Source organism: Hyalangium sp., from assembly GCF_045802625.1.
Taxonomy (GTDB): Bacteria; Myxococcota; Myxococcia; order Myxococcales; family Myxococcaceae; genus Hyalangium.
The window spans coordinates 44319-66370 of sequence record NZ_JBJMQP010000053.1; the positions used below are offsets into that span (position 1 = coordinate 44319).

Consider the following 22052-nt stretch of genomic DNA (forward strand, 5'->3'; position numbering starts at 1 on the left):
TGTGACAGCGGTGTGAACACACCGTGCCCCCTGGCCCGCTCCGTTGAATGCCTGGGAGCCAGCCGTCGAAGGGTCAGAAGGTGGGGTTGCAGTCCACGGGGGTCAGCGTCATGGGGGCGGCGATGACCGGGTTGTTCTGGCTCGCGCTGACCTCCGGCAGGTAGTTGCAGGAGCTGCCCAGGAAGCGAGGCGGGGCGTCATTGGAGAGCGCCTCGATGACCAGCGCGTAGTCCCGGCCCACGGGCACCTCGATGCTGACATCCTGCGAGGTGGTGCCGGTGCCGCTCAGGTTCACGGGGAAGTGCAGCGCGCGGCCCTCGAAGCCCTTGCCGTCGCTCAGCACCAGCGGGTCGCTCGGCTTCACCTGTTGCCGCAGGCAGGTCTTCTGGACCTCCGTGCAGTCGTACTGCTTGCCGTTCGGGAGCACGACAATCTGAAAGGCGCCCAGCTGGTCTGTCACGGCCTTGTCCACGACCAGGTCCAGCCCGAAGAAGGCCGTGTTGGAGGAGGGCGCTCCGCCGCAGCCAAGGGTGAGCGGGAGGGCCAGCAGGGCGAGGGCGAACGGGCGCGGGTTCATGGGTTGACGCGGATGGTGACGGGGACGTGGCCGCGATCCGGGGACGAGGCGAGGGCGACACCCGCGGCGGTGCCTCCGACGACCACCGCGCCCACGCCGACCCAGAGCCAGGGGCTCTTGTACCAGGGGCGCCCGTTGCTGGCCTCCGCGGACTGGCCCGCGGCCTGCCGCGGCATCACCTGGAAGATGAGCGGGTGGAAGGAGTCGCCTCGGCCAGCCAGCCGGCGCTGGGCCGCGTCGGCGACCTCGAAGTAGTACTCCACCTCGTAGGGGTTGGCCTCGGAGGGCAGCTCGTAGGCGGGCAGGGTGGCCTGGTAGCGGTCCTTGGTTCCCCGAGCGCGCACGAGGTCCACCGAGTTGTACGCCTCGTCCCCCGCGCGCCGGAAGAAGAGCTTCGCCTTGGCTCCCAGCGCCATGTTCTCGATGCGCGCGTCCACCTGCACCGGCTCGCCGCCGGTGGGATCCGGGATGGGGTCCACCAGGAGCGTCACCGGCCGGACGCGCCGGCTCTTGATGTCCTCCTTGATGCGCGCGTAGAGCTGGCGGAGCTTCGGAGGCGCGTTGCGCGGCAGCTCGAAGTCCGGCCGGGCCTGGAGCAGCCGCTCGTAGGCCTCGCGGGCCCGCGCCTCATCGCCCAGGTACAAGGAGGCCAGGCCGAGCAGGCGGTAGAGCTCCACCAGCTGATCGTCCGTGACGTCGGGCGCATCCAGGCCCGCCTGGAGGGTCTTCACCGCCTCCTCGAAGTCGCCTTGTTCGATCTGCTCCTGGGCGCGGGAGATCTCCGCGTTCGTCGGCCCGAGCTGGAAGAGCAGTGGCCCGGGGAAGGCCGGCCGAGCCAACGCCAAGGCAGGGCTCAGGAGCCCGCCTACCAGAATGCTGACCACCACACGAAGCCGCCAACCGTGCATTACACGGACCGTACCAGAGCGTTATTGAAGGGATCCACGGAAGGAGGATCCCCCACGGGTGACGGGAGGGTGAAATCTCCGTGGTTTTCGTGAACAGCGGCGCGTTGACTTTTGGGGATCCCCCCACTATGTTGCGCGCCCTTTTGCCTGGAAGCCTTGTAGATGGTCGTAAAGATTGAACAAATTCAAGAGACGGGGCTGAAGCTCGATGAGCCCATCGCTCTCGAGCTGCTCCAAGAGGTGCTGGGAGGAAGCGGCCAGAACACCGGCTTCCGGGCGACCCGGCCCTCGACGCTCCACGCTTCCCTTCGGAAGGTGAGCGGTGGGGTGCTCGTGCAGGGCAACTTCACGGCCCACGTGGCGGCCCCGTGCAAGCGGTGCCTGGTGGACGTGACGCTGGATGTGCCCGTGTCCTTCACCCTCAACCTGGTGCCCGAGTCGCTCCTGCGGGGCGATGACACCGAGGATGGGGAGGCGGAGGACCGGGAGCAGGGCGAGACGGCCGGGTCCTTCGAGCTGGAGGACGCGGACGAGGAAGTTTTCAATGGGAAGACGATCGATCTGGATCCGATCGTGCGTGAGCAGGTATTGCTCGCCCTCCCGATGAACGCGGTCTGCCGTGAGGACTGCAAGGGGCTCTGTGCGCAGTGCGGCCAGAACCTCAATGAGAAGCAGTGTGGCTGCGAGCAGAAGGTCATCGACCCTCGGCTCGCGCCGCTGATGAACATCAAGCTGAACTAGAGGTGAGTCGTGGGAGTTCCCAAGAAGCGGACTTCGAAGATGCGCCGGGATCGCCGTCGCGCGGCCAACAACAACCTGCGCTCTGCCGTGCAGGTCATCAAGTGCCCCAAGTGCAAGGAGCCGGTGCTGCCGCACCGCGCCTGCGCCGCTTGCGGCACCTATGGCGGTAGAGAAGTCATCGCCACCGAATAGCTGAGGCGCTGGCCCGGCTCGTCCTCGATGCGGTGGGCGGCGATTGCGCCCCCGTCTTTACAGTCGAGGGCGGCGTACCGTTTCGCGCGCATGGACCCGGAGCACGAAGGGTGCTCGTGGGCATGTGTTGCGCGTGCGGGCCGGGTGGAGAGGGACAACAGCGGACTCCCCGCGTCGGATGGGCTCCGAGCTCGTCCGAGATGGGCACGCGTGTGCACGGGGCTCGGCGGTGACACAGTCTTGGGAACGCAGGTCGCGGGTCCCTCGTCTCGGCGCGGGGCCCCCCGTCAGCGGACGGGTCCTCCCGCGCCGGCCGTCCCGCTCTCCCTCGGCTCACTGATGACCTGCATCGGATGAGGCTCCCCTCGGGTGCACTCTGGCCAAAGCTGTCTGGCTGTCAGACCGGTTGGGATGGCGTGCCCCCAGAAGCCCACCCGGATGGCGGATGCTGCCTCCTGCTCGTTCGGTGACGCGCTGCATTGCCCGCGCCGCAGTCTGGCTGCCCGCTTGGCGGCGAGGAAAAAGGGCGACAGCCCACGCTTTTTCCGATTAGAGAGCCCGCCCTCAAGCGTTGTGTTCCGACGACACTCCGGGAGTACCACGTGCCCCTCGCGCAGATCATCGGAACGGGTTCCTACGCGCCCGCCCAAGTCCTCACCAATCGAGACCTCGAAAAGATCGTCGATACCTCCGATGCTTGGATCACCGAGCGCACGGGGATTCGCGAGCGCCGCAAAGCCGCGCCCGGAGAGGCGACGAGCGACATGGCGGTCGCCGCCGCTCGGAAGGCATTGGAGATGGCCGGCACCCGTCCCGAGGAGTTGGATCTCATCGTCGTCGGCACCATCACGCCGGACATGCCCATGCCCTCCTGCGCGGTGCTCGTGCAGGCCAAGCTGGGCGCCAAGAAGGCCTTCGCCTTCGACGTGGCCGCCGCGTGCGCGGGCTCGGTCTACGCCCTGTCGGTCGCGGACCAGTTCATGCGCACCGGCCAGGCGAAGCGGGCGCTCGTCATCGGCGCGGACCTGTTCACCAGTGTGCTGAATTGGAAGGACCGCAACACCTGCGTCCTCTTCGGAGATGGGGCCGGAGCCATGGTGCTCGCGCCCGCCGAGGAGGAGGGCCGCGGCATCCTCTCCACCCGGCTGCGCACGGACGGCACCCTGGCCGACATCCTCACCATCCCCGCGGGCGGTTCCAAGGAGCCGCTGACCGAGGAGATCCTCCGCGAGCAGCGCCACAAGGTGTCCATGAACGGGCGCGAGGTCTTCAAGACCGCCGTGCGCGAGCTCACGGCCATCACCCACGAGGCGCTGCAGGCCCACGGGCTCAAGCCGAACCAGGTGGACCACGTCATCGCGCACCAGGCCAACCTGCGCATCCTCGAGGCCGTGCTCCAGCGCGTCGAGATTCCCATCGAGAAGTGCTGGATCAACCTGGACAAATACGGCAACACCTCGGCCGCCTCGGTGCCGATCGCGTTGGACGAAGTCAACCGCGCCGGGAAGCTCAAGCGCGGAGACCTCATCGCCATGATGGCCGTGGGGGCTGGCATGACGTGGGGCAGCGCGGTGGTACGGTGGTAGCAGTGGGGCAGTCAGGGAGGGAGTGAGTACACATGTCGAAGATCGCATTCGTCTTCCCCGGGCAGGGCAGCCAGAAGGTCGGCATGGGGAAGGACCTGTTCGAGAAGTTCCCCGAGGCTCGCGCCGTCTTCGAGGCGGTGGATGATGCGCTCGGCGAGAAGCTGTCCACCCTCTGCTTCGAGGGGCCCGAGGACGCGCTCAAGCTCACCGCCAATACCCAGCCGGCCATCCTCACCGTGTCCCTGGCCGTGCACGCCATCGTCTCCAAGCGTGTGCCGGCGCCTGCGTTCGTCGCGGGGCACTCGCTCGGGGAGTACTCGGCGCTGGTGGCCGCGGGTGCGTTCCCGCTCGCGGATGCCGCTCGGGCCGTGCGCGCGCGTGGCACCTTCATGCAGGAGGCCGTTCCCGCAGGCGTCGGCGCCATGGCGGCCGTGCTGGGCCTGGAGCCCGACAAGGTGAAGGCCGCCTGTGACGCGGCGGCCCAGGGCGAGGTGCTGGCCCCCGCCAACTACAACTCGCCGGAGCAGACGGTCATCGCCGGGCACGCCTCCGCGGTGGCTCGCGCCGAGGCCAAGCTCAAGGAGGCCGGCGCCAAGCGCGTCATGCCCCTGCCCGTGTCCGCGCCCTTCCACTGCGCGCTGATGGATCCGGTGAAGCCGCGGCTGGCCGAGGTGCTCGGCAAGGTGAAGGTGTCCGCGCCCCGCATGCCGGTGGTGACCAACGTGGAGGCCAGACCCAACAGCGACGCCTCGCGCGTGGTGCCCCTGCTGCTGGAGCAGGTCAGCGCCCCGGTGCGCTGGCTCGAGTGTGTGGAGGCCCTCAAGGCCGAGGGCGTGACGCGCATCATCGAACTGGGGCCGGGCAAGGTGCTGGCCGGGCTCGTCAAGCGCATCAGCAAGGACATCGAGACGTTCAACGTGGAGGACTCCGCCAGCCTCGACAAGGCGCTGGCGGCTCTGGGGGTAGCATGAACGGGTTCAAGGACAAGGTGGTGCTGGTGACGGGCGGCTCGCGCGGCATCGGCCGGGCGTGCGCGGTGGCGTTCGCCAAGGCGGGCGCGGCCGTGGTCGTCATCAACTACGCCGGCAACGAGGTGGCGGCCCAGGAGTCGGTCAAGCTCGTCCAGGGGGCGGGCGCCAAGGCCGAGGCGATGAAGTTCGACGTGGCGGACACCGCCGCGTGCGCCGCCGCAGTGGAGAACATCGTCAAGACGCATGGCCGGCTGGACGTGCTCGTCAACAACGCGGGCGTGGCCGTGGACGGCCTGGTCATGCGTGTGAAGGACGAGGACTGGGACAAGCAGCTGGACACCAACCTCAAGGGCGCCTTCGCGCTCATCCGCGCCGCCAGCCGCCCGATGATGAAGCAGCGGGGCGGGGCCATCATCAACCTCACCTCCATCGTGGCCGAGTCTGGCAACGGGGGCCAGGCCGCCTACTCTGCTTCCAAGGCGGGCCTCGTCGGCCTGACCAAGTCGGTGGCCAAGGAGCTGTCCAGCCGCAACATCCGCGTCAACGCCGTCTCCCCGGGCTTCATCGACACCGACATGACGGCCAGCCTCAACGACGAGCTGCGTAAAAAGATGCTGGAGAACATCCCCATGGCTCGCTTGGGCACCCCGGAGGAAGTCGCCTCTGCCGTGGTATTCCTGGCCAGCGATGCGGCTACCTACATCACCGGAGAAGTTCTGAAGGTGAATGGCGGCATGTACATGTAGCCCAAGGTTGGATTGCTGCCGGGCGTGGGATATACCGCGCCCGCCTTTGACCGGACCCGGGAGTATGGTGGGTCCCCACATGGTTCCCTGGAGGGTTCATCACTTATGTCGACGTCAGCCATCGAAACCAAGGTCAAGTCCATCATCGCCGACCAGCTCGGCGTGGGTGAGGACGAGATCAAGCCTGAGTCCTCGTTCATCGAGGATCTTGGCGCCGACAGCCTCGACATCGTGGAGCTCGTAATGGCGATGGAAGAGGAGTTCGAGGTCGAGATTCCCGACGAAGAGGCCGAGAACATCAAGACCGTCGGCGACGCCATCAATTACATCAACAGCCACAAGAAGTAAGTCAGGTAGCAAGCGCGGCCGGGCCGGAGGGACGCTGGTCGCAAGCGTTCCGTGGCCGCGTACATTCCGTGGCCGCGCACCCGTTGGAGAGGATCGTGTCAAACCGTCGAGTCGTCGTCACAGGTACCGGATTGATCACGGCACTGGGCACCGGCACCGAGAAGAGCTGGCAGGCGATGCTCGCCGGCAAGTCTGGGATCGATACCATCACGCGCTTCGAGCTGGCCAAGCTCGACACGCGGGTGGCGGGCGAGGTGAAGGACTTTCAGCCCGAGCAGTTCATCGACAAGCGCGAAGTGCGCCGGATGGATCTGTTCGCCCAGTACGCGGTGGCCGCCTCGGAGATGGCCATGCGGGAGAGCGGCCTGCCCATCGGCACGGACAAGCCGCACGGCTACCAGCAGGAGCGTGTCGGCGTCATCGTCGGCTCGGGCATCGGTGGCATCTCCTCGCTCGAGGAGCAGCACAAGAAGGGCCTGGAGAAGGGCTTTGATCGGCTCTCGCCCTTCTTCATCATCCAGATGATCATCAACATGGCGCCCGGGTTGATCTCCATCCGGTACGGCGCCAAGGGCCCCAACTGGTCCCCGGTGTCCGCCTGCGCCACCAGCGCTCACGCCATTGGCGAGGCGTGGAAGTCCATCCGGCTGGGCGAGTGTGACGCGGTCATCGCCGGCGGCGCCGAGGCCGCCATCACCCCGCTGGGCATGGGTGGCTTCTCGGTGATGAAGGCGCTGTCCACCCGGAACGATCCCACCGCCAGCCGCCCGTTCGACAAGGACCGGGATGGCTTCGTGATGGGCGAGGGCGCCGGCATCATCATCCTCGAGGAGCTGGAGCACGCGAAGAAGCGCGGCGCCAACATCCTGGCGGAGCTGGTGGGCTACGCGGCCAACTCGGACGCCAACCACGTCACCGCCCCGGCCCCCGAGGGCGAGGGCGCGGCCCGCTGCATGCGCCTGGCCCTGGCCTCCGCGCAGATGAACCCGGACGCGGTGGGCTACATCAACGCCCACGGCACCTCCACTCCGTACAATGACGCCAACGAGTCCAAGGCCATCAAGGCCGTGTTCGGCGATCACGCGCGGAAGGTGGCCGTCTCGTCCACCAAGTCGATGACCGGGCACATGCTGGGCGCGGCCGGTGGCGCCGAGGCGGTGGTGAGCGTGCTGGCGCTGCTGCGCGGCGTGCTGCCTCCGACGATCAACCACACCACGCCCGATCCGGAGTGCGATCTGGACTACGTCCCGAACCAGCCTCGCGAGGTCCGCGTCGACGCGGTGATGAGCAACTCGTTCGGCTTCGGTGGCACCAACGCGGTGCTGCTGTTCCGCCGCTTCAAGTAGCACCGCGCTGTCCGGGAGGAGCCCCGCGTGAAGATCATCCTCGCGTCCGACCACGCGGGCCTCGAGCTGCGCCAGGCCCTGGTGGGCCTCCTGCAGGAGAAGGGCGTCTCGTTCCAGGACGTGGGCCCCACCACGAGCGAGTCCGTGGACTACCCGGACTTCGCCAAGAAGGTGGCCCGCGCCGTGGCCGCGGGCGAGTACACCCTCGGGGTGCTCGTGTGCGGCACGGGCATTGGCATGAGCATCGTCGCCAACAAGTACCGGGGCATCCGCGCCGCCCTGTGCAGCACCGAGTTCGAGGCCCGCATGGCCCGCGAGCACAACGACGCCAACATCCTCTGCCTGGGGCAGCGGGTGCTGGGCGCCGGGGTGGCCAAGGGCATCCTCGAGGCCTTCCTGGCCACGCCGTTCGCGGGCGGCAAGCACGCGCGCCGCGTCCAGATGATCCGCGAGGCCGAATCAGAGCGATGAGGCTTGCTTGAGCGGCGAGGGGATTTTTCCACCTCGGGCCCGCTCGTATTGCTTGTCCCGGCACCGGCCGGCGGTCCAGTCTTCGGCCGAGCGCCTCCCGGCTGGGGGCCTCCCGCAGCACCCAACCTTCCGAGGGGAATCATGGAGAACACCCGCACGCTCGCCGAGGTCGATCCCGAGATCGCCCAGGTCATCCATCAGGAGACGGAGCGCCAGGAGGAGGGGCTCGAGCTGATCGCCTCGGAGAACTTCGTCAGCCCCGCGGTGCTGACGGCCCTGGGCTCGACGCTCACCAACAAGTACGCCGAGGGCTATCCCGGCAAGCGCTACTACGGCGGCTGCGAGTTCGTCGACGTGGCCGAGACCCTGGCCATCAACCGCGTCAAGGAGCTGTTCGGCGCCGAGGTGGCCAACGTCCAGGCGCACTCGGGCAGCCAGGCCAACATGGCCGCGTACATGGCCCTGATGAAGCCCGGCGACACGATGCTGTCGTTGGATCTCAACTCGGGCGGCCACCTCACCCACGGCGCGTCCTTCAACTTCTCCGGCAAGCTCTACAAGGTGGTCCACTACGGGCTTACCCGCGACACGGAGACGATCGACTTCGCCCAGGTGTCCGCGCTGGCCAAGGAGCACAAGCCCAAGGTCATCGTCGTGGGCGCCAGCGCCTACCCGCGCACGCTCGACTTCGGCAAGTTCCGCGAGATCGCCGACAGCGTGGGCGCGGCGATGATGGTGGACATGGCGCACATCGCCGGCCTGGTGGCCGCGGGCGTGCACCCCTCTCCGGTGCCGGTGGCCGAGTTCGTCACCTCCACCACGCACAAGACGCTCCGTGGGCCTCGCGGCGGCCTGGTGCTGTGCAAGGAGCCCTTCGGCAAGTCGGTCAACAGCCAGATCTTCCCGGGCATCCAGGGCGGTCCGCTGATGCACGTGATCGCCGCCAAGGCGGTGGCCTTCAAGGAGGCGCTCAGCCCCGAGTTCAAGGCCTACCAGCGGCAGATCGTCGCCAACGCCAAGGCGCTGGCCGAGGCGCTCCAGAAGGCGGGCCTGCGGCTGTGCTCGGGCGGCACGGACAACCACCTGATGCTGGTGGACCTGCGGCCCAAGAAGCTCACCGGCAAGGTGGCCGAGGACGTGCTTGGCAAGGCCGGCATCACCGTGAACAAGAACATGATCCCGTTCGATCCGGAGAAGCCGGCCACCACCTCCGGCGTCCGCGTGGGCACCCCCGCCATCACCACCCGCGGGATGAAGGAAGCGGACATGGCCATCGTCGGCCAGCTCATCGGCGAGGCGCTGGATCATGCCTCGGACGAGGCGCACCTGACGCGCATCCGTGGCAAGGTGAAGGAGCTGACGAAGTCCTTCCCGCTGTACGCCTCGCGCCTGAAGTAACCTGCCGCTCCGCTCCCGATGCGCTGCCCCTTCTGCCAGGACACCGAGAACAAGGTCATCGACTCGCGCGAGTCGCATGAGGGCTCGGTGATCCGCCGGCGCCGCGAGTGTCTGGAGTGCAAGCGCCGCTTCACCACGTACGAGCGAGTGGAGGAGCTCTACCCGCTCATCGTCAAGAAGGACGGCCGGCGCGAGGCGTTCGACCGGGACAAGATCGTCAGCGGGCTGAAGAAGGCCTGCGAGAAGCGGCCCGTGTCGGCGGACCAGATCGAGCACACCGTCGAGACCATCGAGCGGATGCTGCAGGGCATGGGCGAGAAGGAGGTGCCCTCCAAGGTCATCGGCGAAGAGGTGATGCGGCAGCTGCGGACGCTGGACGAGGTGGCCTATGTGCGCTTCGCCTCGGTGTACCGGAGCTTCCGAGACATCGCCGAGTTCATGAACGAGCTGCGCGAGCTGGCCGACCAGTCCAAGGAGGGCCGGCCCAAGCCACAGCCGGGCAAGGGTGGCCAGCCGTCATGAGGCTGTTGACGCGGGCACGGCTGAAGGCCAGCAGGGCTCCGCGGGCGAAGCGCGCGGCGGACTTCGATCGCGCCGTGGCCGAGTTCTTCATGCGCATCGCGCTGGAGGAGGCGACCAAGGGCCTGGGCCGCACCAGTCCCAACCCAGCAGTCGGCGCGGTGCTGGTGAAGGGTGGGCGCATCATCGCTCGCGGCTTCACCCAGCCGGCGGGCCAGGCGCACGCCGAGGTGATGGCGCTGAGGGCCGCGGGGCCTCGAGCGCGAGGCGCGGATCTCTACACGACGCTCGAGCCCTGCAACCACTATGGGCGCACGCCGCCGTGTACCCTGGCCATTCTGGAGGCCGGGGTTCGCCGGGTGATCAGCGCCTCGTGGGATCCGAACCCGAAGGTGAACGGCAAGGGCATCGCCAAGCTGCGGCGCCACGGCGTGGAGGTGCTCACCGGCGTCCTCGAGCAAGAGGCGGATTGGCTCAACCGGGCCTTCTTCAAGGCCATTGGCACGGGGATGCCCTACGTCACGCTCAAGGCGGCGGTGACGCTGGATGGCAAGCTGGCCACGGCCACCGGGGACTCGCGCTGGGTCACGGGCGAGCCGGCCCGCGCGTGGGTGCACCAGCTGCGCAACCGGGTGGACGTCATCCTCGTGGGCGCCAACACGGTGCGCCTGGATGATCCCCAGCTCACCACGCGGCTGCCGGGCGGCGGAGGCCGGGATGCGGTGCGCGTGGTGGTGGACTCGCACCTGAGCCTCAAGCCCAAGCACACCGTCTTCACCCAGCGCTCCAAGGCGAAGACCGTGCTGGCCACGCTGGAAGCTCCCGAGGGCCGCAAGGCGCGCCGCTTCACCGAGCAGGGCGTCGAGGTATGGCAGGTGCGCGAGAAGCGCGGCCGGGTGGATCTCAAGGCCCTTTTGGCCCGCATTGCCCAGCAGGGGCTCAACCACGTCCTCGTGGAGGGCGGCGCGGAGCTGTACGGCTCTTTCCTCCGCGAGCGGCTGGCCGACGAGCTGGCCCTGTTCCTGGCTCCCAAGCTCGTGGGCAGCCAGGGGCTCTCCTGGTCGGGCGAGCTCGGGGTGAAGTTGATGTCCGACGCCCTGGCGTTGAAGAACGTCACCTTCGAGCGGCTCGGAGAGGATCTGCTCCTTCAGGCACGGCTCTGAAGAATTCGTTATAAGCCCCGCCGATGTTCACCGGTCTCGTTCAAGATGTGGGTGTGGTCGACCGTGTCGTCCCAGGTGGGATGACGGACTTGTGGATCCGCACGGCGCTCGGGGCGGCCAGCTTCGCCCTGGGCGAGTCCATCGCCGTGGAGGGCGCCTGCCTCACCGTGGTGGAGCGCGGCGGAGACACCTTCAAGGTCCAGGCCGCTCCGGAGACGCTCCGCCGCACCACCCTGGGCGAGCTGCGACCGGGCTCCAAGGTGAACCTGGAGCGAGCGATGGCGCTGGGCGATCGGCTCGGCGGGCACCTGGTCGCGGGCCACGTGGACGCGGTGAGCGAGGTGCTGGAGACGCGCCCCGAGGGCGGCTCGTGGGTGATGGCCTTCCGCCTGCCGCCGGAGCTGGCGCCCTACTTCATCGAGAAGGGCTCGGTGGCGGTGGATGGCATCAGCCTCACCGTCAACGCGGTGCTCCCGGACCGGTTCACCGTGCAGCTCATTCCGGAGACGCAGGCGCGCACCACGCTGCGAGCCAAGGGCGTGGGCTCGCGGGTGAACCTGGAAGCGGACATGATTGGCAAGTACGTGGCGCGGCTGTTCTCGCTGCGCCAGGGCCCAGGCAGCGGGCTCACCGAAGAGGCGCTCCGGGCGGCTGGCTTCGGGGTGAAAGGCTAGGAGAGCGACATCATGGCGAGCGGCACGAAGGGAACGGACGTCATCGGGCTGGTGGAGCGGGCGCTCGCGGAGATCCGCAAGGGGCGCATGGTCATCCTCACCGATGACGAGGATCGCGAGAACGAGGGCGATCTCGTCATGGCCGCCGAGAAGGTGACGCCCGAGGCCATCAACTTCATGGCCACCCACGGGCGCGGCCTCATCTGCCTGTCCCTCACCGAGGACCGCATCCGCCGGCTGAACCTGCCGCTGATGGTGCAGGACAACACCTCGCCCTTCCAAACAGCCTTCACCGTCTCCATCGAGGCGGCGCGAGGCGTCACCACTGGCATCTCCGCGGCGGACCGGGCTCGCACCGTCCTGGCGGCGGTGGCTCCCAACGCCAAGCCGGGAGACCTGGTGCGCCCAGGCCACATCTTCCCTCTGCGCGCCCGGGAGGGCGGCGTCCTGGTGCGCACCGGGCAGACCGAGGGCAGCGTGGATCTGGCTCGCATGGCCGGGCTCACCCCGTCCGGCGTCATCTGCGAGATCATGAAGCCCGATGGCACCATGGCCCGCAGGCCGGACCTGGTGAAGTTCGCCCGGAAGCACAAGCTGGTGCTGCTCTCGGTGGCGGACATCATCCGCTACCGGCTGGAGCGCGAGCGGTTGGTCAAGCGCATCGCCACGTCCACCATCGAGCGCCGGGGCGCGGGCACCTTCCAGGCGTACACCTTCGGCAGCGAGGTGGACTCCGCCGTGCACGTGGCGCTGGTGAAGGGGGACCTTCGCGGCAAGGAGCCCGTGCTCACCCGCGTCCACCGGGCCTGCCTCATGGGCGATCTGTTGGGCAGCGGCCAGTGCGAGTGCGGTACCCAGTTCGAACAGGCCTTCCAGCAGATCCAGGCCGCCGGGCGGGGCGTCATCGTCTATCTCCAGAAGGACGTCCCGGCGAAGTACCGGCTGCAGTGCACCCACATGTCCAACGAGGAAGTCGTCCAGGGCAAGCCGGACCAGACGCGCCTGCGCGAGTTCGGCGTCGGAGCGCAGATCCTCCAGGATCTGGGCCTGTCCCGCCTGCGCCTGCTCACCAACAACCCCAAGAAGATCGTGGGCCTGGAGAGCTACGGCCTGGAGGTGGTGGAGCAGATCCCCCTGGCCCTCGGGGAGCCCCAGCGGAGGGTGGCGGCGCGCACTCCCCGCCGTCGGCGTGACAAGTCGTGAAGACGCGGGGCAGGCCGCTGGTGTAGGAAGCTCTCATGCCTCGCTACATCGAAGGTGACTTCCTGCCCCCCAAGGGCCGCTTTGCCATCTGCGTGGCCCGCTTCAACGCGTTCATCACCGAGGAGCTCGTCAAGGGCGCGGTGGACTCGCTGGTGCGCCACGGCGTGGCGGACTCGGACATTGACGTCTACCGCTGCCCCGGCACCTATGAGCTGCCCGGCCTGACACGGCGTGTCACGGAGTCTCAGGGCTACGTGGGCGTCGTCACCCTGGGCGCCGTCATCCGCGGCGGCACGCCCCACTTCGACTATGTGGCGGGCGAGTGCTCCAAGGGCATCGGCTCGGTGGCCTTCAGCGCCGCGGCGATGTCCAAGCCCGTGTCCGTCACCTTCGGCGTGCTCACGTGTGACACGGTGGAGCAGGCCATTGATCGCGCGGGGGTGAAGGCCGGCAACAAGGGCGCCGAGGCGGCCATGGCCTGTCTGGAGATGGTCAACCTCTACGCGAAGATGGCGGAAGGAAAGAGGGGGTAGCCATGGGGGCTCGCAGAACCGGGCGCGAGCGCGCGCTGCAGGCGCTCTACCAGTTGGAGATGGCCGAGGGCTCCTCGGCCTCCGAGGCGCTCGACTCCGCGTGGGCCGCCTCCGCCGAGGAGGGCAAGCCGGACCCGGACGCCGTCAAGTTCGCCCAGGAGCTCGTCGAGGGCGTCCAGGCGCACCAGTCCGAGATTGATCAGCTGATCGAAAAGCACAGCCACAACTGGCGGCTGGATCGCATGTCCCGGATCGACCGGAACGTGCTGCGCCTGGGCGTCTTCGAGCTGAAGTACCGCCCGGACATCCCCAAGAAGGTTTCCATCAACGAGGCCGTGGAGCTGGGCAAGAACTTCGGCACGGAGGAGTCCAGCGCCTTCGTCAACGGCCTGCTCGACCGCGTCGCGGTGGCCCTCGGTAAGCCGTGAGCCTGACTACCTACGATATTGGCCTGGAAGGCCTGGATGCCCTGGCGGGGGTGGACGCGCTCTGCCTCTTCGTCGCCGAGGACGACCGCCCCCTGCCCGGCACCGCCGGCTATGTGGACTGGCGGCTGTCCGGAGCGCTCTCGCGCGTGCTCAAGCAGGGGTTCTTCACCGGCGTGAAGGATGACTGGCTGCTGCTGCCCTCGGACGGGCGGATCCCCATCCCCCGCATCTTCGCGGTGGGGCTGGGGGCCCGGAAGAACCTGGACGCGGGCTCGCTGGGCAAGGCCCTGGCCTCCGCCGCCCAGGTGCTCGACAAGGCCAAGGTGGAGTCCGTGGCCCTGGAGCTCCCCTCGGGCGGCCGGCTGGACGAGGCGGCCCAGGCCGAGGCCCTCCAGAAGCACTTCCTCCCCGCCTTCAAGGGAAAGCGCGTCACCGTCCTGGCCGACAAGGCGCTGGCGAAGCTGCTCCCAGTGCGCAAATGAAGACTTCCGGTGGTCGGGGACTCTCCCACCCGGCGGGCTTCTGCTAACATTTCGCGGTCCATGGGATTCAAGGTCCTGATCGTGGAGGACTCCAGAGCCTCGCGCGAGTACATCGCCGCGACGGTGGAGGCCGTTCCCGGCGTCGAGGCCTTTACGACCGCCAGCGGCTTCGAGGCGCTCAAGCTGCTGCCCCGCCACCGCTTCGATCTGATCATCACCGACATCAACATGCCCGACATCAACGGGCTGGAGCTGATCAACTTCGTCAAGAAGAACCCGAACTACCGCGACACGCCGCTCTTCATCATCACCACCGAGGGGCGCGAGCAGGACCGGGATCGCGGCATGGCGCTCGGGGCGGCGGAGTACCTGGTCAAGCCATTCGAGCCGAAGAGCCTGGAAGGGCTGCTGCGGCGCTACCTCAAGCTGGCATGAGCCAGAGAGCGCTGCCGCAGTGAACCCCGGAGGCAAAGCCCTGGCCGAGTTCGTCGCCGAGGCGACGGAGATCCTCGACACGCTGAACCGGGATCTGCTCACGCTCGACGAGCGCCGCGGGCAGGAGGTGGATCCGGAGCTCATCAACGGCATCTTCCGCGCCGCGCACTCGCTCAAGGGGCTGGCGGGGCTGTTCGGGCAGGACCGCATCGCCCGGATGGCCCACGGCATGGAGGACCTGCTGGACCGGCTGCGGCTGGGCAAGCTGGTGCTGGACGACTCGGTGCTCGACAGCCTCGTCGAGTCGCTGGATATCCTCCAGGCCCTGCTCGTGGATGCCTCGCGCGGGGAGTCCTCGTCCACGCAGTCCGCGCGGGTGGAGGGGCTCATCGAGCGCTTCACCCGCCTGGGCCTGCCCTCGGCCCCGGGCGAGGAGGATCCGCTCGACCGGCTGGAGCTGGATGCCCAGGTCCGGGCCGTCTTCACCGAGTACGAGGAGCACCGGCTCCGCGAGAACGTCCGCCGGGGCGTGGCGATGTGGCGGGTGCGCGCCGACTTTGATCTGTCCGACTTCGACAAGGGGCTCGCGGAGCTCAATGCCCGCCTCAAGCCCGTGGGCGAGATCATCAGCACGCTGCCCTCGTCCCAGCCCAGCAGCGCCAATGGCATCGCGTTCGATCTCATCTTCGGCTCGAAGGTGCCGGGCATGGAGCTGGCCGCGGCCCTCGAGGGCACTCCCGCGCAGCTCGCCCAGCTTGGGGTGCGTCCTCCGGGCAGGGGCTCGGCGCTGGCCGTGACTCGCGCGGCGGCCTTGGTCGCACCGGCACCCTCCGCCACCCCGGAGGCGGCCTCGCAAGCCGCTGCGCCCTCGGAGCCGCGCGCTTCCACTCGCCGCTCGGGCTCCAGGAAGGGCAAGGCGGCCAAGACGCCTCCGCCTCCGGAGCCCGAGGAGGAAGTTCCTCCGCCTCCCCCAGCGCCACCTCTTGTGCGCACCCAGGCAGCGCCCGGGCCGGTGCTCACGCCGCCTCCGATCGACACCGGCTCCAAGGCCCCGAAGGTGGACTTCGACACGTCGCTGCGCTCGCTGACGCAGACGGTGCGCGTGGACATCCACCGGCTCGATGGGCTGATGAACACGGTGGGCGAGCTGCTGCTCATCAAGGCCAACCTCCAGCGCATGGCCGAGGCCGCCCGGCAGGAGGGCACGCTGGTCATCTCCAAGAGCTGGGTCCAGGAGCTGGCTCGGGAGACGCGGCAGCTGGAGCGCAAGCTGGACGCGCTCCAGAGCGGGCTGCTCGAGGCGCGCATGGTCCCGGTGGGCCAGGTGTTCGACAAGCTGGCGCGGCTGGTGCGCCGCATCGCCCGCGAGGCCGGCAAGGAGATCGACTTCCTCAGCAGCGGCGGCGAGGTGGAGCTGGACAAGCTCATCGTCGAGGAGCTGAGCGATCCGCTGATGCACATCATCCGCAACGCGCTGGATCACGGCGTGGAGGCCCCCAACGTCCGGGTGGCGGCGGGCAAGGCGCGGCGCGCCGTCGTGTCGCTGCGGGCCGAGCAGAAGGGCAACCACGTCGTCATCGAGGTGAGCGACGACGGGGCGGGCATCGACGAGCACCGCGTGCGGGAGGTGGCCGTGCAGAGGGGCCTCATCACCGAGGCGCAGGCCAACGAGATGAGCCGGCGCGAGCTGCTCAACCTCATCTTCCTGCCGGGCTTCTCCACGGCCCGGAACGTCTCCGAGCTGTCGGGCCGGGGCGTGGGCCTGGACGTGGTGAAGAACAACATCAGCAACCTGTCCGGCCTGATCGACGTGTGGAGCGAGCGCGGGCGGGGCACGGCGTTCCAGCTCACGCTGCCGCTGACGCTGGCCATCATCCGGGCGCTGGTGGTGGGAGTGAGCGGGCGCACCTACGCGGTGCCGCTCAACAGCGTGCTGGAGATCCTCTCGGTGCAGCCCAAGGACATCCGCACGGTGGAGCGGCGCGAGGTGCTGGACTTGCGCGGGCAGACGCTGGCCTTCGCCCGGCTGGCGCGGCTGTTCGGCCTGCCCGAGCGCAACACGGGCCGGCACTTCGTGGTGGTGGTAGGGCTGGCCCAGGAGCGGATGGGCATCGCCGTGGACGAGCTGTTCGGCCAGCAGGACATCGTCACCAAGCCCCTGGGAGGGCGGCTCCAGGCGGTGAAGGGCATCTCCGGCGCCACGGACCTGGGAAACCGGAGAACCGTGCTCGTTCTGGATGTCGCAGAATTGCTCGAGGAGGGGATGGCACCCGAGCGTCGCCGGGCATGACGACGGCGGGGAGGGCCGCTATCCTTGGGCCGCCCGTGTCGCGCTTCGCCGAACTGCTCGAAGACTTCTTCTACCGTCCGGACGAGGACGTTGGCGGCCTGCTGGAGTTCGCGGCCGGCAGCGACGAGATGCTGTCGCCCACCCCGGAGGAGACGCCCGAGGAGTACCTGGCCTTCCTCCTGGAGGGCGAGTGCTATGCCGTGCCCATCGCCTCCATCCGGGAGATCGGCAAGGTGCCGCCGCTGACCGAGATCCCCCGCGCGGCGCCCAACCTGCTGGGCGTGATGAACCTGCGGGGCGACGTCATCCCCGTGTACGATCTCAAGCTGCGGTTGAGGCTGACCGACGCGCCCTCCCTGGTGGCGGGCCCGGATGCCCCGCCGCCTCCGCGCGAGGCGCGCATCCTCGTGGCGCACACGGAGGAGGGGCCCGCGGGCGTGTGGGTGGACGCGGTGCGGGACGTGGTCCGCCTGAAGCCCTCCATGCTCGAGTCGGCTCCCTCCGGGCTCGGCGGCGAGCGCGACTGTGTGGTGGGCATCGGGCGGCGCAGCTCGCAGCTCTACATTCTCATCGATCTCCAGCAGGCGCTCGCATGAGAGAGCCCCTGAGCCTGCTGCCGCGCCGGCCCCGCACCGAGGACTCGGCGACTCGAGATCCCCTCGTTCAGCTCTGCTGCTTCGCCGTGGGCCGCGAGGAGTACGTCATCGACATCATGCGGGTGGAGGAGATCCTGCCGCCCCAGCGCGTCATCCCCGTACCCCGGGCTCCCTCCTTCGTGGAGGGCATGCTGCACCTGCGCGGGGCCCTGCTGCCGGTGGTGGACCTGCGCGAGCGGCTGATGACCACGGAGGCGCCGCCTTCTCCGAAGACGCGGCTGCTCGTGTGCCTGCTGGGCCGGCGGCGGCTGGCGCTCCGGGTGGACCGGGTGAGCGAGGTGGTGCGGGTGCGCCGCAGCGAGATCAAGCCCGCGCCCGCGCTGCTGTCTCCCGGCCGGGCCCCGTTCGTCGTGGGTGTGTGCGGGACCATGGAGCGCCCGCGGCTGCTGCTGGACATCAAGACGCTGCTGCGCGCGGAAGTGGAGCGCGAGTCGAAGCGGACGGGAGGTGCGACGTGACTCCCGGGACCGCTCTCGAAGAGGAGGAGCGCTACCAGGCCCTGATGGCGCTGGAGCCCGCTGGCCCGGAGACGCTCGAGGCGCTCGTCGCCGGGCTTCACGATGAGAGCTGGCGCGTGCGCCGGGCCGCGATCGAGTGCCTGCGGCGGCTCCCGTCCCTGGCCGAGGTGGCTCGCCGGCTCGTCTCCGTGCTGGGCGAGCGGGGAGAGACGGGCGCGCGCAACGCGGCGGCCGAGGCGCTGGTGGGGCTGGGAGACGTCTCGGTGGCGCCGCTGATCCGGCTGTTGGATCACGCCGATCCGGATCAACGGAAGTTCGCCGCGGACATCCTCGGTCAGCTCGGCCGGCGGACGGCGGAGAGCGCGCTGATCGCGGTGCTGTCGGATGAGGATCTCAACGTCCGCGTCTCCGCCGTGGAGGCGCTGGGGCGCGTGGGCTCCGACACGGCGGCTCGGGCACTGGAGGGTTTGCTCAAAGAGCCGGAGCCCCTGCTGCGGCTGGCCGTGCTGGAGGCGCTCGCGCAGCTGCAGTGGCCGCCGCCGTTGCCCGTGGTGGTGCCGCTGCTCTCGGAGCCCCTGTTGCAGCGCAGCGCCTACCGGGTGATGGGGCTCATTCCGCAGGTGGCCGCCACGGAGCTCATCAGCCGGGGGCTGGGCTCGGAGGTACGCTCCATCCGCGAGGCCGCGCTCGGGGCACTCGGGATGCAGGCCAGCGTGGCGGATGGGACGCTGCGCGCGGAGCTCGACTCCCAGACGCGGATGGCGCTCAAGCGGGTGCCGGACGCCGCGGGGTTCGTGACCCAGGCCTTCGAGTCCGACGACATGGCCGTCCGCGCCGGAGCGCTGGTGGCGGCCGGAGCCCTGCGCGAGCCCTCGCTGGCCATCGCGGTGGCGGAGGCGGCGCGCGAGGATCGGCTGCTGCGCGAGGTCATCCGCACGCTGTCGCGGCTGGGGGCCGAGGCGGGACGGGAGCTGCTCGGCCGCATGGCGGAGCTGTCCCTGCCGGCGCGGGCCGCGGCCGCCCAGGCGATGCTGGAGATGGTGGATCCCTCCTATGTGCCCGCGCTGAGCGCCCTGCTCGAGTGGGCCGAGGAGGATCTGCGCGCCGTGGCGGTGAAGGCGCTGGGGCGCACGCAGTCGCCGGAGGCCGTCGCCCCGCTGGTGGCGCTGCTGGATGAGCCGGCGCTGGCGGGCGCGGCGGTGCGGGCGCTCGGGGTGCTCTCCGGGGGCTGCCGGGAGGCCGTCCTCAAGGCGCTCGAGGAGGTGATGGGGCGCAGGCCCTCTCCGGCCGCGGTGGCGGCGTTCGCTCATACGGGCGCCACGGCCGCGCTGCCGACGCTGAGGAAGCTGGCGCGAGACGCGGATCCGTTGCTGCGCGCGGCGGCGCTGGATGCGGCGATGAACGTGGATCCGTCGGTGGGGCTGGAGCTGGCGCGCGGGGCGCTCGCGGACGAGGCCGCTCCGGTGCGTGCGGCGGGAGCCCGGGCGGTGGGGCGGGTGGGGGACTCCTCGGCGGGCGCGCTGCTCAAGCGGGCGCTCCAGGATGAGGACATCTCCGTCCAGCTCGCCGCGGTGGATGCGCTGGGCGAGTGTGGCGCCGTGGAGCGAGTGCCGGATCTCGAAGCCCTGGTGAGCCACGCGGATGGAGCGCTGGCGGGACGGGCCGTGCGGGCGCTGGCTCGGATTGGCACCTTGCGCCCGGAGGTGCTGCGGGAGGCCACGCGCCACCCGGACGCCGAGGTGGTGAAGGCCGCGCTCCAGGCCGGCGCGGTGTCGGCTGAGGGAGTGTCGCTGGCCGTGGAGCTGCTGCGCCACCCGGGCTGGGATGTGCGAGCCACGGCGGCGCGGGTGCTGGGAGACTCGGGAGGCAGGGACAGCTTGGAAGCGGTACGGGCCGCGCTCTCGGTCGAGCAGGACGCGCTGGCCCGGCGTGCGCTCTCGGACGCGGTGGAGCGCCTCTCGAGGCGCTGAGGATGGGGGCCCAGGTGTCACCACGCTTCGATGACGAGGGCCGGCCGGAGATGAACGCGGAGGAGTTCCGGCTCCTGCGCGATCATGTCTACGCCCACTGCGGCATCTTCGTGCGGGAGGACATGAAGTTCGTGATGGAGCGGCGCCTGTGGCCTCGGCTGGAGGCGCTGGGGCTGCGCGACTTCACCGAGTACCACCGCTACCTGCGCTATGACTCCCAGCGCCGCGCGGAGCTGGAGTCCGCCGTCGAGGCGCTCACCACGCACGAGACGTACTTCTTCCGGGAGCCCGGGCAGCTCAAGGCCTTCTCGGACGAGGTGCTGCCGGCGCTTCAGCAGCGTAACGCCGCGGGGCGCAGGCTGCGGATCTGGTCCGCGGGGTGCTCCACCGGCGAGGAGGCCTACACCATCGCGATGCTCCTGCACCAGAGCCGCCGCTTCGAGCACTGGGACGTGGAGGTCTACGGCACGGACATCTCCCGGCGGGTGCTGGCCACGGCGCGGCGGGCGGAGTACGGCCCCTCCTCGCTGCGGGCGACGCCTCCGGAGCAGGTGTCGCGCTTCTTCCTCTCGCTGGGGAACAACAAGGTCCGGGTGAAGGACGAGGTGCGCGCCTGGGTGTCCTTCGGGCAGCTCAACCTGCTGGACGCCGAGGCCTGCCAGTTGGTGCCGCAGATGGACGCCGTCTTCTGCCGCAATGTGATGATCTACTTCGACGTCCCGGCGCGGCGGCGGGTCATCCAGGCCTTCCATGATCGGCTCGTCCCCGGGGGCTACCTGATGCTGGGCCACTCGGAGAACCTGCTCAACCTGGGCGCGGACTTCGAGCTGGTGCACCTGCGCGGCGATCTGGCCTACCGCAAGCCCGAGCTGTTTCCGAGGAAGGCGCGATGACCGCACGGCCTCCCATCACGGTGCTCGTCATCGATGACTCGGCCCACAACCGGCGGACGCTGAAGCGGCTGCTGGAGTCCGAGGCGGATGTGCAGGTGCTCGACTGGGCGCAGGATGGCGAGGAGGGGCTGCGCAAGGTGGTCTCCCTGCGGCCGGATGTGGTGACGGTGGACCTGGAGATGCCCCGCATGGGCGGGTACACCTTCCTGCGGCTGCTGCGCAGCGCCGCGCCCACGCCGGCCATCGTCATCTCCAGCCACTCCCACAAGGCGGACGTCTTCAAGGCGCTGGAGCTGGGGGCCTTCGACTTCATCGCCCAGCCGCCGAAGTCCACCACCGAGGCGATCGAGGCCTTGCGGGTGGAGCTGCTGGAGAAGGTCCGCGCGGCGCGGCTCGTGCGCAGGGGTGGGGCGCAGCGAGGCCCCGAGCGGGTGGTGCGCGAGCCGGTGCCCCTGCAGGACGGGCACCCCTTCGTCATCGCGGTGGCCGCGTCCACGGGCGGGCCCCCGGCGGTGCAGCGGCTCCTGGAGGCGCTGGCGGCGGAGCCCACGCCTTGCGTGCTCGTCTGCCAGCACATGCCCTCGCAGTTCACCAAGGCCTTCGCCGAGCGGCTGGATCGCATCGGCCCGTTCAACGTCTCCGAGGCGCAGGAGGGGGATCGGCTCGCCCCGGGCCATGTCTACATCGCTCCCGGCGGGCGCCACATGCAGCTGGCCGAGCGGGACGGCCGGCTGGTGCTCAAGCTGCGGGAGCTGATCTCGAGGGATAGGTATGTCCCCTCGGCGGATCAGCTCTTCGAGAGCGTGGCGAAGACGCTGGGGCCCAAGGCCCTGGCGGTGGTGCTCACGGGGATGGGCTCGGACGGGGCGGTGGGCGTGCGCGCGGTGCACGAGGCTGGCGGCGAGGTGTGGGCCGAGTCCGAGGAGACGGCGGTGGTCTTCGGCATGCCGCAGGAGGCGATTTCTACCGGGGTGGTGAAGCGGGTGCTGCCACTGGGGGAGATTGGCCCGGCGCTGGTGGCGCGGGTGCGGCGCTGGCGGTGAGGGGAGCGGGGGAAAGTGGCG

Annotated in this window: 25 protein-coding genes; 23 read left to right on the forward strand and 2 right to left on the reverse strand. The window is 69.5% G+C overall.

Features of this window, described 5'->3' with window-relative positions:
- Positions 1 to 73: 73 nt before the first annotated feature.
- Positions 74 to 577 (reverse strand): hypothetical protein, encoded by a 504-nt coding sequence (locus tag ACJ8AT_RS10295; protein WP_407737488.1) that lies wholly within the window; start codon positions 575 to 577, stop codon positions 74 to 76.
- Positions 574 to 1422, reverse strand: a complete 849-nt coding sequence (locus tag ACJ8AT_RS10300) for a hypothetical protein (protein ID WP_407737489.1) — start codon at positions 1420 to 1422, stop codon at positions 574 to 576. Before ACJ8AT_RS10300 ends, ACJ8AT_RS10295 begins: the two co-directional genes overlap by 4 nt.
- 225 nt (positions 1423 to 1647) lie before the next feature.
- On the opposite strand from ACJ8AT_RS10300, the gene ACJ8AT_RS10305 reads away from it, so the two are divergent.
- From ACJ8AT_RS10305 to cheB, 23 genes are all read left to right on the forward strand, one after another.
- Positions 1648 to 2226, forward strand: coding sequence for a YceD family protein (locus ACJ8AT_RS10305; protein WP_407737490.1), 579 nt, complete (start codon positions 1648 to 1650; stop codon positions 2224 to 2226).
- Positions 2227 to 2235: 9 nt separating this feature from the next.
- A complete protein-coding gene (gene rpmF, locus ACJ8AT_RS10310; RefSeq protein ID WP_407737491.1) occupies positions 2236 to 2418 on the forward strand; it encodes a 50S ribosomal protein L32 in 183 nt (60 codons plus the stop codon).
- Between the two features lie 602 nt (positions 2419 to 3020).
- Entirely contained in the window at positions 3021 to 4004 is a 984-nt protein-coding gene (locus ACJ8AT_RS10315) for a beta-ketoacyl-ACP synthase III (protein ID WP_407737492.1), read from the forward strand.
- 32 nt (positions 4005 to 4036) lie between these two features.
- Positions 4037 to 4975 (forward strand): ACP S-malonyltransferase, encoded by a 939-nt coding sequence (fabD, locus tag ACJ8AT_RS10320; RefSeq protein ID WP_407737493.1) that lies wholly within the window; start codon positions 4037 to 4039, stop codon positions 4973 to 4975.
- The gene (fabG, locus tag ACJ8AT_RS10325; RefSeq protein WP_407737494.1) at positions 4972 to 5721 is read left to right on the forward strand and encodes a 3-oxoacyl-[acyl-carrier-protein] reductase; all 750 of its coding nucleotides are present in this window, start codon (positions 4972 to 4974) and stop codon (positions 5719 to 5721) included. The genes fabD and fabG overlap by 4 nt, the downstream gene beginning before the upstream one ends.
- 105 nt (positions 5722 to 5826) lie before the next feature.
- A complete protein-coding gene (acpP, locus tag ACJ8AT_RS10330) occupies positions 5827 to 6069 on the forward strand; it encodes an acyl carrier protein (RefSeq protein WP_407737495.1) in 243 nt (80 codons plus the stop codon).
- Between the two features lie 95 nt (positions 6070 to 6164).
- Positions 6165 to 7415, forward strand: coding sequence for a beta-ketoacyl-ACP synthase II (fabF, locus tag ACJ8AT_RS10335; RefSeq protein ID WP_407737496.1), 1251 nt, complete (start codon positions 6165 to 6167; stop codon positions 7413 to 7415).
- Positions 7416 to 7442: 27 nt separating this feature from the next.
- Positions 7443 to 7886: a ribose 5-phosphate isomerase B gene (gene rpiB / locus ACJ8AT_RS10340; protein WP_407737497.1), complete on the forward strand. Its 444-nt coding sequence runs from the start codon at positions 7443 to 7445 to the stop codon at positions 7884 to 7886.
- A gap of 141 nt (positions 7887 to 8027) precedes the next feature.
- Complete coding sequence (gene glyA, locus ACJ8AT_RS10345; RefSeq protein ID WP_407737498.1) at positions 8028 to 9284, forward strand: serine hydroxymethyltransferase; 1257 nt, start codon at positions 8028 to 8030, stop codon at positions 9282 to 9284.
- Positions 9285 to 9302: 18 nt separating this feature from the next.
- Positions 9303 to 9806 (forward strand): transcriptional regulator NrdR, encoded by a 504-nt coding sequence (gene nrdR, locus ACJ8AT_RS10350; protein ID WP_407737499.1) that lies wholly within the window; start codon positions 9303 to 9305, stop codon positions 9804 to 9806.
- A complete protein-coding gene (gene ribD / locus ACJ8AT_RS10355) occupies positions 9803 to 10966 on the forward strand; it encodes a bifunctional diaminohydroxyphosphoribosylaminopyrimidine deaminase/5-amino-6-(5-phosphoribosylamino)uracil reductase RibD (RefSeq protein ID WP_407737500.1) in 1164 nt (387 codons plus the stop codon). Before nrdR ends, ribD begins: the two co-directional genes overlap by 4 nt.
- 23 nt (positions 10967 to 10989) lie before the next feature.
- The gene (locus ACJ8AT_RS10360) at positions 10990 to 11640 is read left to right on the forward strand and encodes a riboflavin synthase (protein ID WP_407737501.1); all 651 of its coding nucleotides are present in this window, start codon (positions 10990 to 10992) and stop codon (positions 11638 to 11640) included.
- A gap of 12 nt (positions 11641 to 11652) precedes the next feature.
- Entirely contained in the window at positions 11653 to 12843 is a 1191-nt protein-coding gene (gene ribB, locus ACJ8AT_RS10365) for a 3,4-dihydroxy-2-butanone-4-phosphate synthase (RefSeq protein WP_407737502.1), read from the forward strand.
- A 35-nt stretch (positions 12844 to 12878) separates the two neighbouring features.
- Positions 12879 to 13376, forward strand: a complete 498-nt coding sequence (gene ribE, locus ACJ8AT_RS10370; RefSeq protein ID WP_407737503.1) for a 6,7-dimethyl-8-ribityllumazine synthase — start codon at positions 12879 to 12881, stop codon at positions 13374 to 13376.
- A 2-nt stretch (positions 13377 to 13378) separates the two neighbouring features.
- A complete protein-coding gene (gene nusB, locus ACJ8AT_RS10375) occupies positions 13379 to 13804 on the forward strand; it encodes a transcription antitermination factor NusB (RefSeq protein ID WP_407737504.1) in 426 nt (141 codons plus the stop codon).
- The gene (locus ACJ8AT_RS10380) at positions 13801 to 14286 is read left to right on the forward strand and encodes a M17 family peptidase N-terminal domain-containing protein (RefSeq protein WP_407737505.1); all 486 of its coding nucleotides are present in this window, start codon (positions 13801 to 13803) and stop codon (positions 14284 to 14286) included. The genes nusB and ACJ8AT_RS10380 overlap by 4 nt, the downstream gene beginning before the upstream one ends.
- A 60-nt stretch (positions 14287 to 14346) precedes the next feature.
- A complete protein-coding gene (locus ACJ8AT_RS10385; protein WP_407737506.1) occupies positions 14347 to 14721 on the forward strand; it encodes a response regulator in 375 nt (124 codons plus the stop codon).
- A gap of 19 nt (positions 14722 to 14740) precedes the next feature.
- Complete coding sequence (locus ACJ8AT_RS10390) at positions 14741 to 17011, forward strand: chemotaxis protein CheA (protein WP_407737507.1); 2271 nt, start codon at positions 14741 to 14743, stop codon at positions 17009 to 17011.
- A 35-nt stretch (positions 17012 to 17046) separates the two neighbouring features.
- Positions 17047 to 17607, forward strand: coding sequence for a chemotaxis protein CheW (locus tag ACJ8AT_RS10395; protein ID WP_407737508.1), 561 nt, complete (start codon positions 17047 to 17049; stop codon positions 17605 to 17607).
- Positions 17604 to 18125, forward strand: a complete 522-nt coding sequence (locus ACJ8AT_RS10400; RefSeq protein ID WP_407737509.1) for a chemotaxis protein CheW — start codon at positions 17604 to 17606, stop codon at positions 18123 to 18125. The genes ACJ8AT_RS10395 and ACJ8AT_RS10400 overlap by 4 nt, the downstream gene beginning before the upstream one ends.
- Complete coding sequence (locus ACJ8AT_RS10405; protein WP_407737510.1) at positions 18122 to 20095, forward strand: HEAT repeat domain-containing protein; 1974 nt, start codon at positions 18122 to 18124, stop codon at positions 20093 to 20095. Before ACJ8AT_RS10400 ends, ACJ8AT_RS10405 begins: the two co-directional genes overlap by 4 nt.
- Before the next feature lie 50 nt (positions 20096 to 20145).
- Entirely contained in the window at positions 20146 to 20988 is an 843-nt protein-coding gene (locus ACJ8AT_RS10410; RefSeq protein WP_407737563.1) for a CheR family methyltransferase, read from the forward strand.
- Positions 20985 to 22031, forward strand: a complete 1047-nt coding sequence (cheB, locus tag ACJ8AT_RS10415; RefSeq protein WP_407737511.1) for a chemotaxis-specific protein-glutamate methyltransferase CheB — start codon at positions 20985 to 20987, stop codon at positions 22029 to 22031. Before ACJ8AT_RS10410 ends, cheB begins: the two co-directional genes overlap by 4 nt.
- Positions 22032 to 22052 lie beyond the last annotated feature (21 nt).

Excerpts from the sequence above, each read along its gene's own strand:
- ACJ8AT_RS10295 (WP_407737488.1), bottom strand. The coding sequence starts at position 577 with ATGAACCCGCGCCCGTTCGCCCTCGCCCTGCTGGCCCTCCCGCTCACC.
- fabD (WP_407737493.1), top strand. The coding sequence starts at position 4,037 with ATGTCGAAGATCGCATTCGTCTTCCCCGGGCAGGGCAGCCAGAAGGTC.
- ACJ8AT_RS10410 (WP_407737563.1), top strand. The coding sequence starts at position 20,146 with ATGAACGCGGAGGAGTTCCGGCTCCTGCGCGATCATGTCTACGCCCAC.
- ACJ8AT_RS10385 (WP_407737506.1), top strand. The coding sequence starts at position 14,347 with ATGGGATTCAAGGTCCTGATCGTGGAGGACTCCAGAGCCTCGCGCGAG.
- ribE (WP_407737503.1), top strand. The coding sequence starts at position 12,879 with ATGCCTCGCTACATCGAAGGTGACTTCCTGCCCCCCAAGGGCCGCTTT.
- cheB (WP_407737511.1), top strand. The coding sequence starts at position 20,985 with ATGACCGCACGGCCTCCCATCACGGTGCTCGTCATCGATGACTCGGCC.
- glyA (WP_407737498.1), top strand. The coding sequence starts at position 8,028 with ATGGAGAACACCCGCACGCTCGCCGAGGTCGATCCCGAGATCGCCCAG.
- nrdR (WP_407737499.1), top strand. The coding sequence starts at position 9,303 with ATGCGCTGCCCCTTCTGCCAGGACACCGAGAACAAGGTCATCGACTCG.
- ACJ8AT_RS10400 (WP_407737509.1), top strand. The coding sequence starts at position 17,604 with ATGAGAGAGCCCCTGAGCCTGCTGCCGCGCCGGCCCCGCACCGAGGAC.
- ribB (WP_407737502.1), top strand. The coding sequence starts at position 11,653 with ATGGCGAGCGGCACGAAGGGAACGGACGTCATCGGGCTGGTGGAGCGG.
- fabG (WP_407737494.1), top strand. The coding sequence starts at position 4,972 with ATGAACGGGTTCAAGGACAAGGTGGTGCTGGTGACGGGCGGCTCGCGC.
- ACJ8AT_RS10305 (WP_407737490.1), top strand. The coding sequence starts at position 1,648 with ATGGTCGTAAAGATTGAACAAATTCAAGAGACGGGGCTGAAGCTCGAT.
- ribD (WP_407737500.1), top strand. The coding sequence starts at position 9,803 with ATGAGGCTGTTGACGCGGGCACGGCTGAAGGCCAGCAGGGCTCCGCGG.
- ACJ8AT_RS10360 (WP_407737501.1), top strand. The coding sequence starts at position 10,990 with ATGTTCACCGGTCTCGTTCAAGATGTGGGTGTGGTCGACCGTGTCGTC.
- acpP (WP_407737495.1), top strand. The coding sequence starts at position 5,827 with ATGTCGACGTCAGCCATCGAAACCAAGGTCAAGTCCATCATCGCCGAC.
- nusB (WP_407737504.1), top strand. The coding sequence starts at position 13,379 with ATGGGGGCTCGCAGAACCGGGCGCGAGCGCGCGCTGCAGGCGCTCTAC.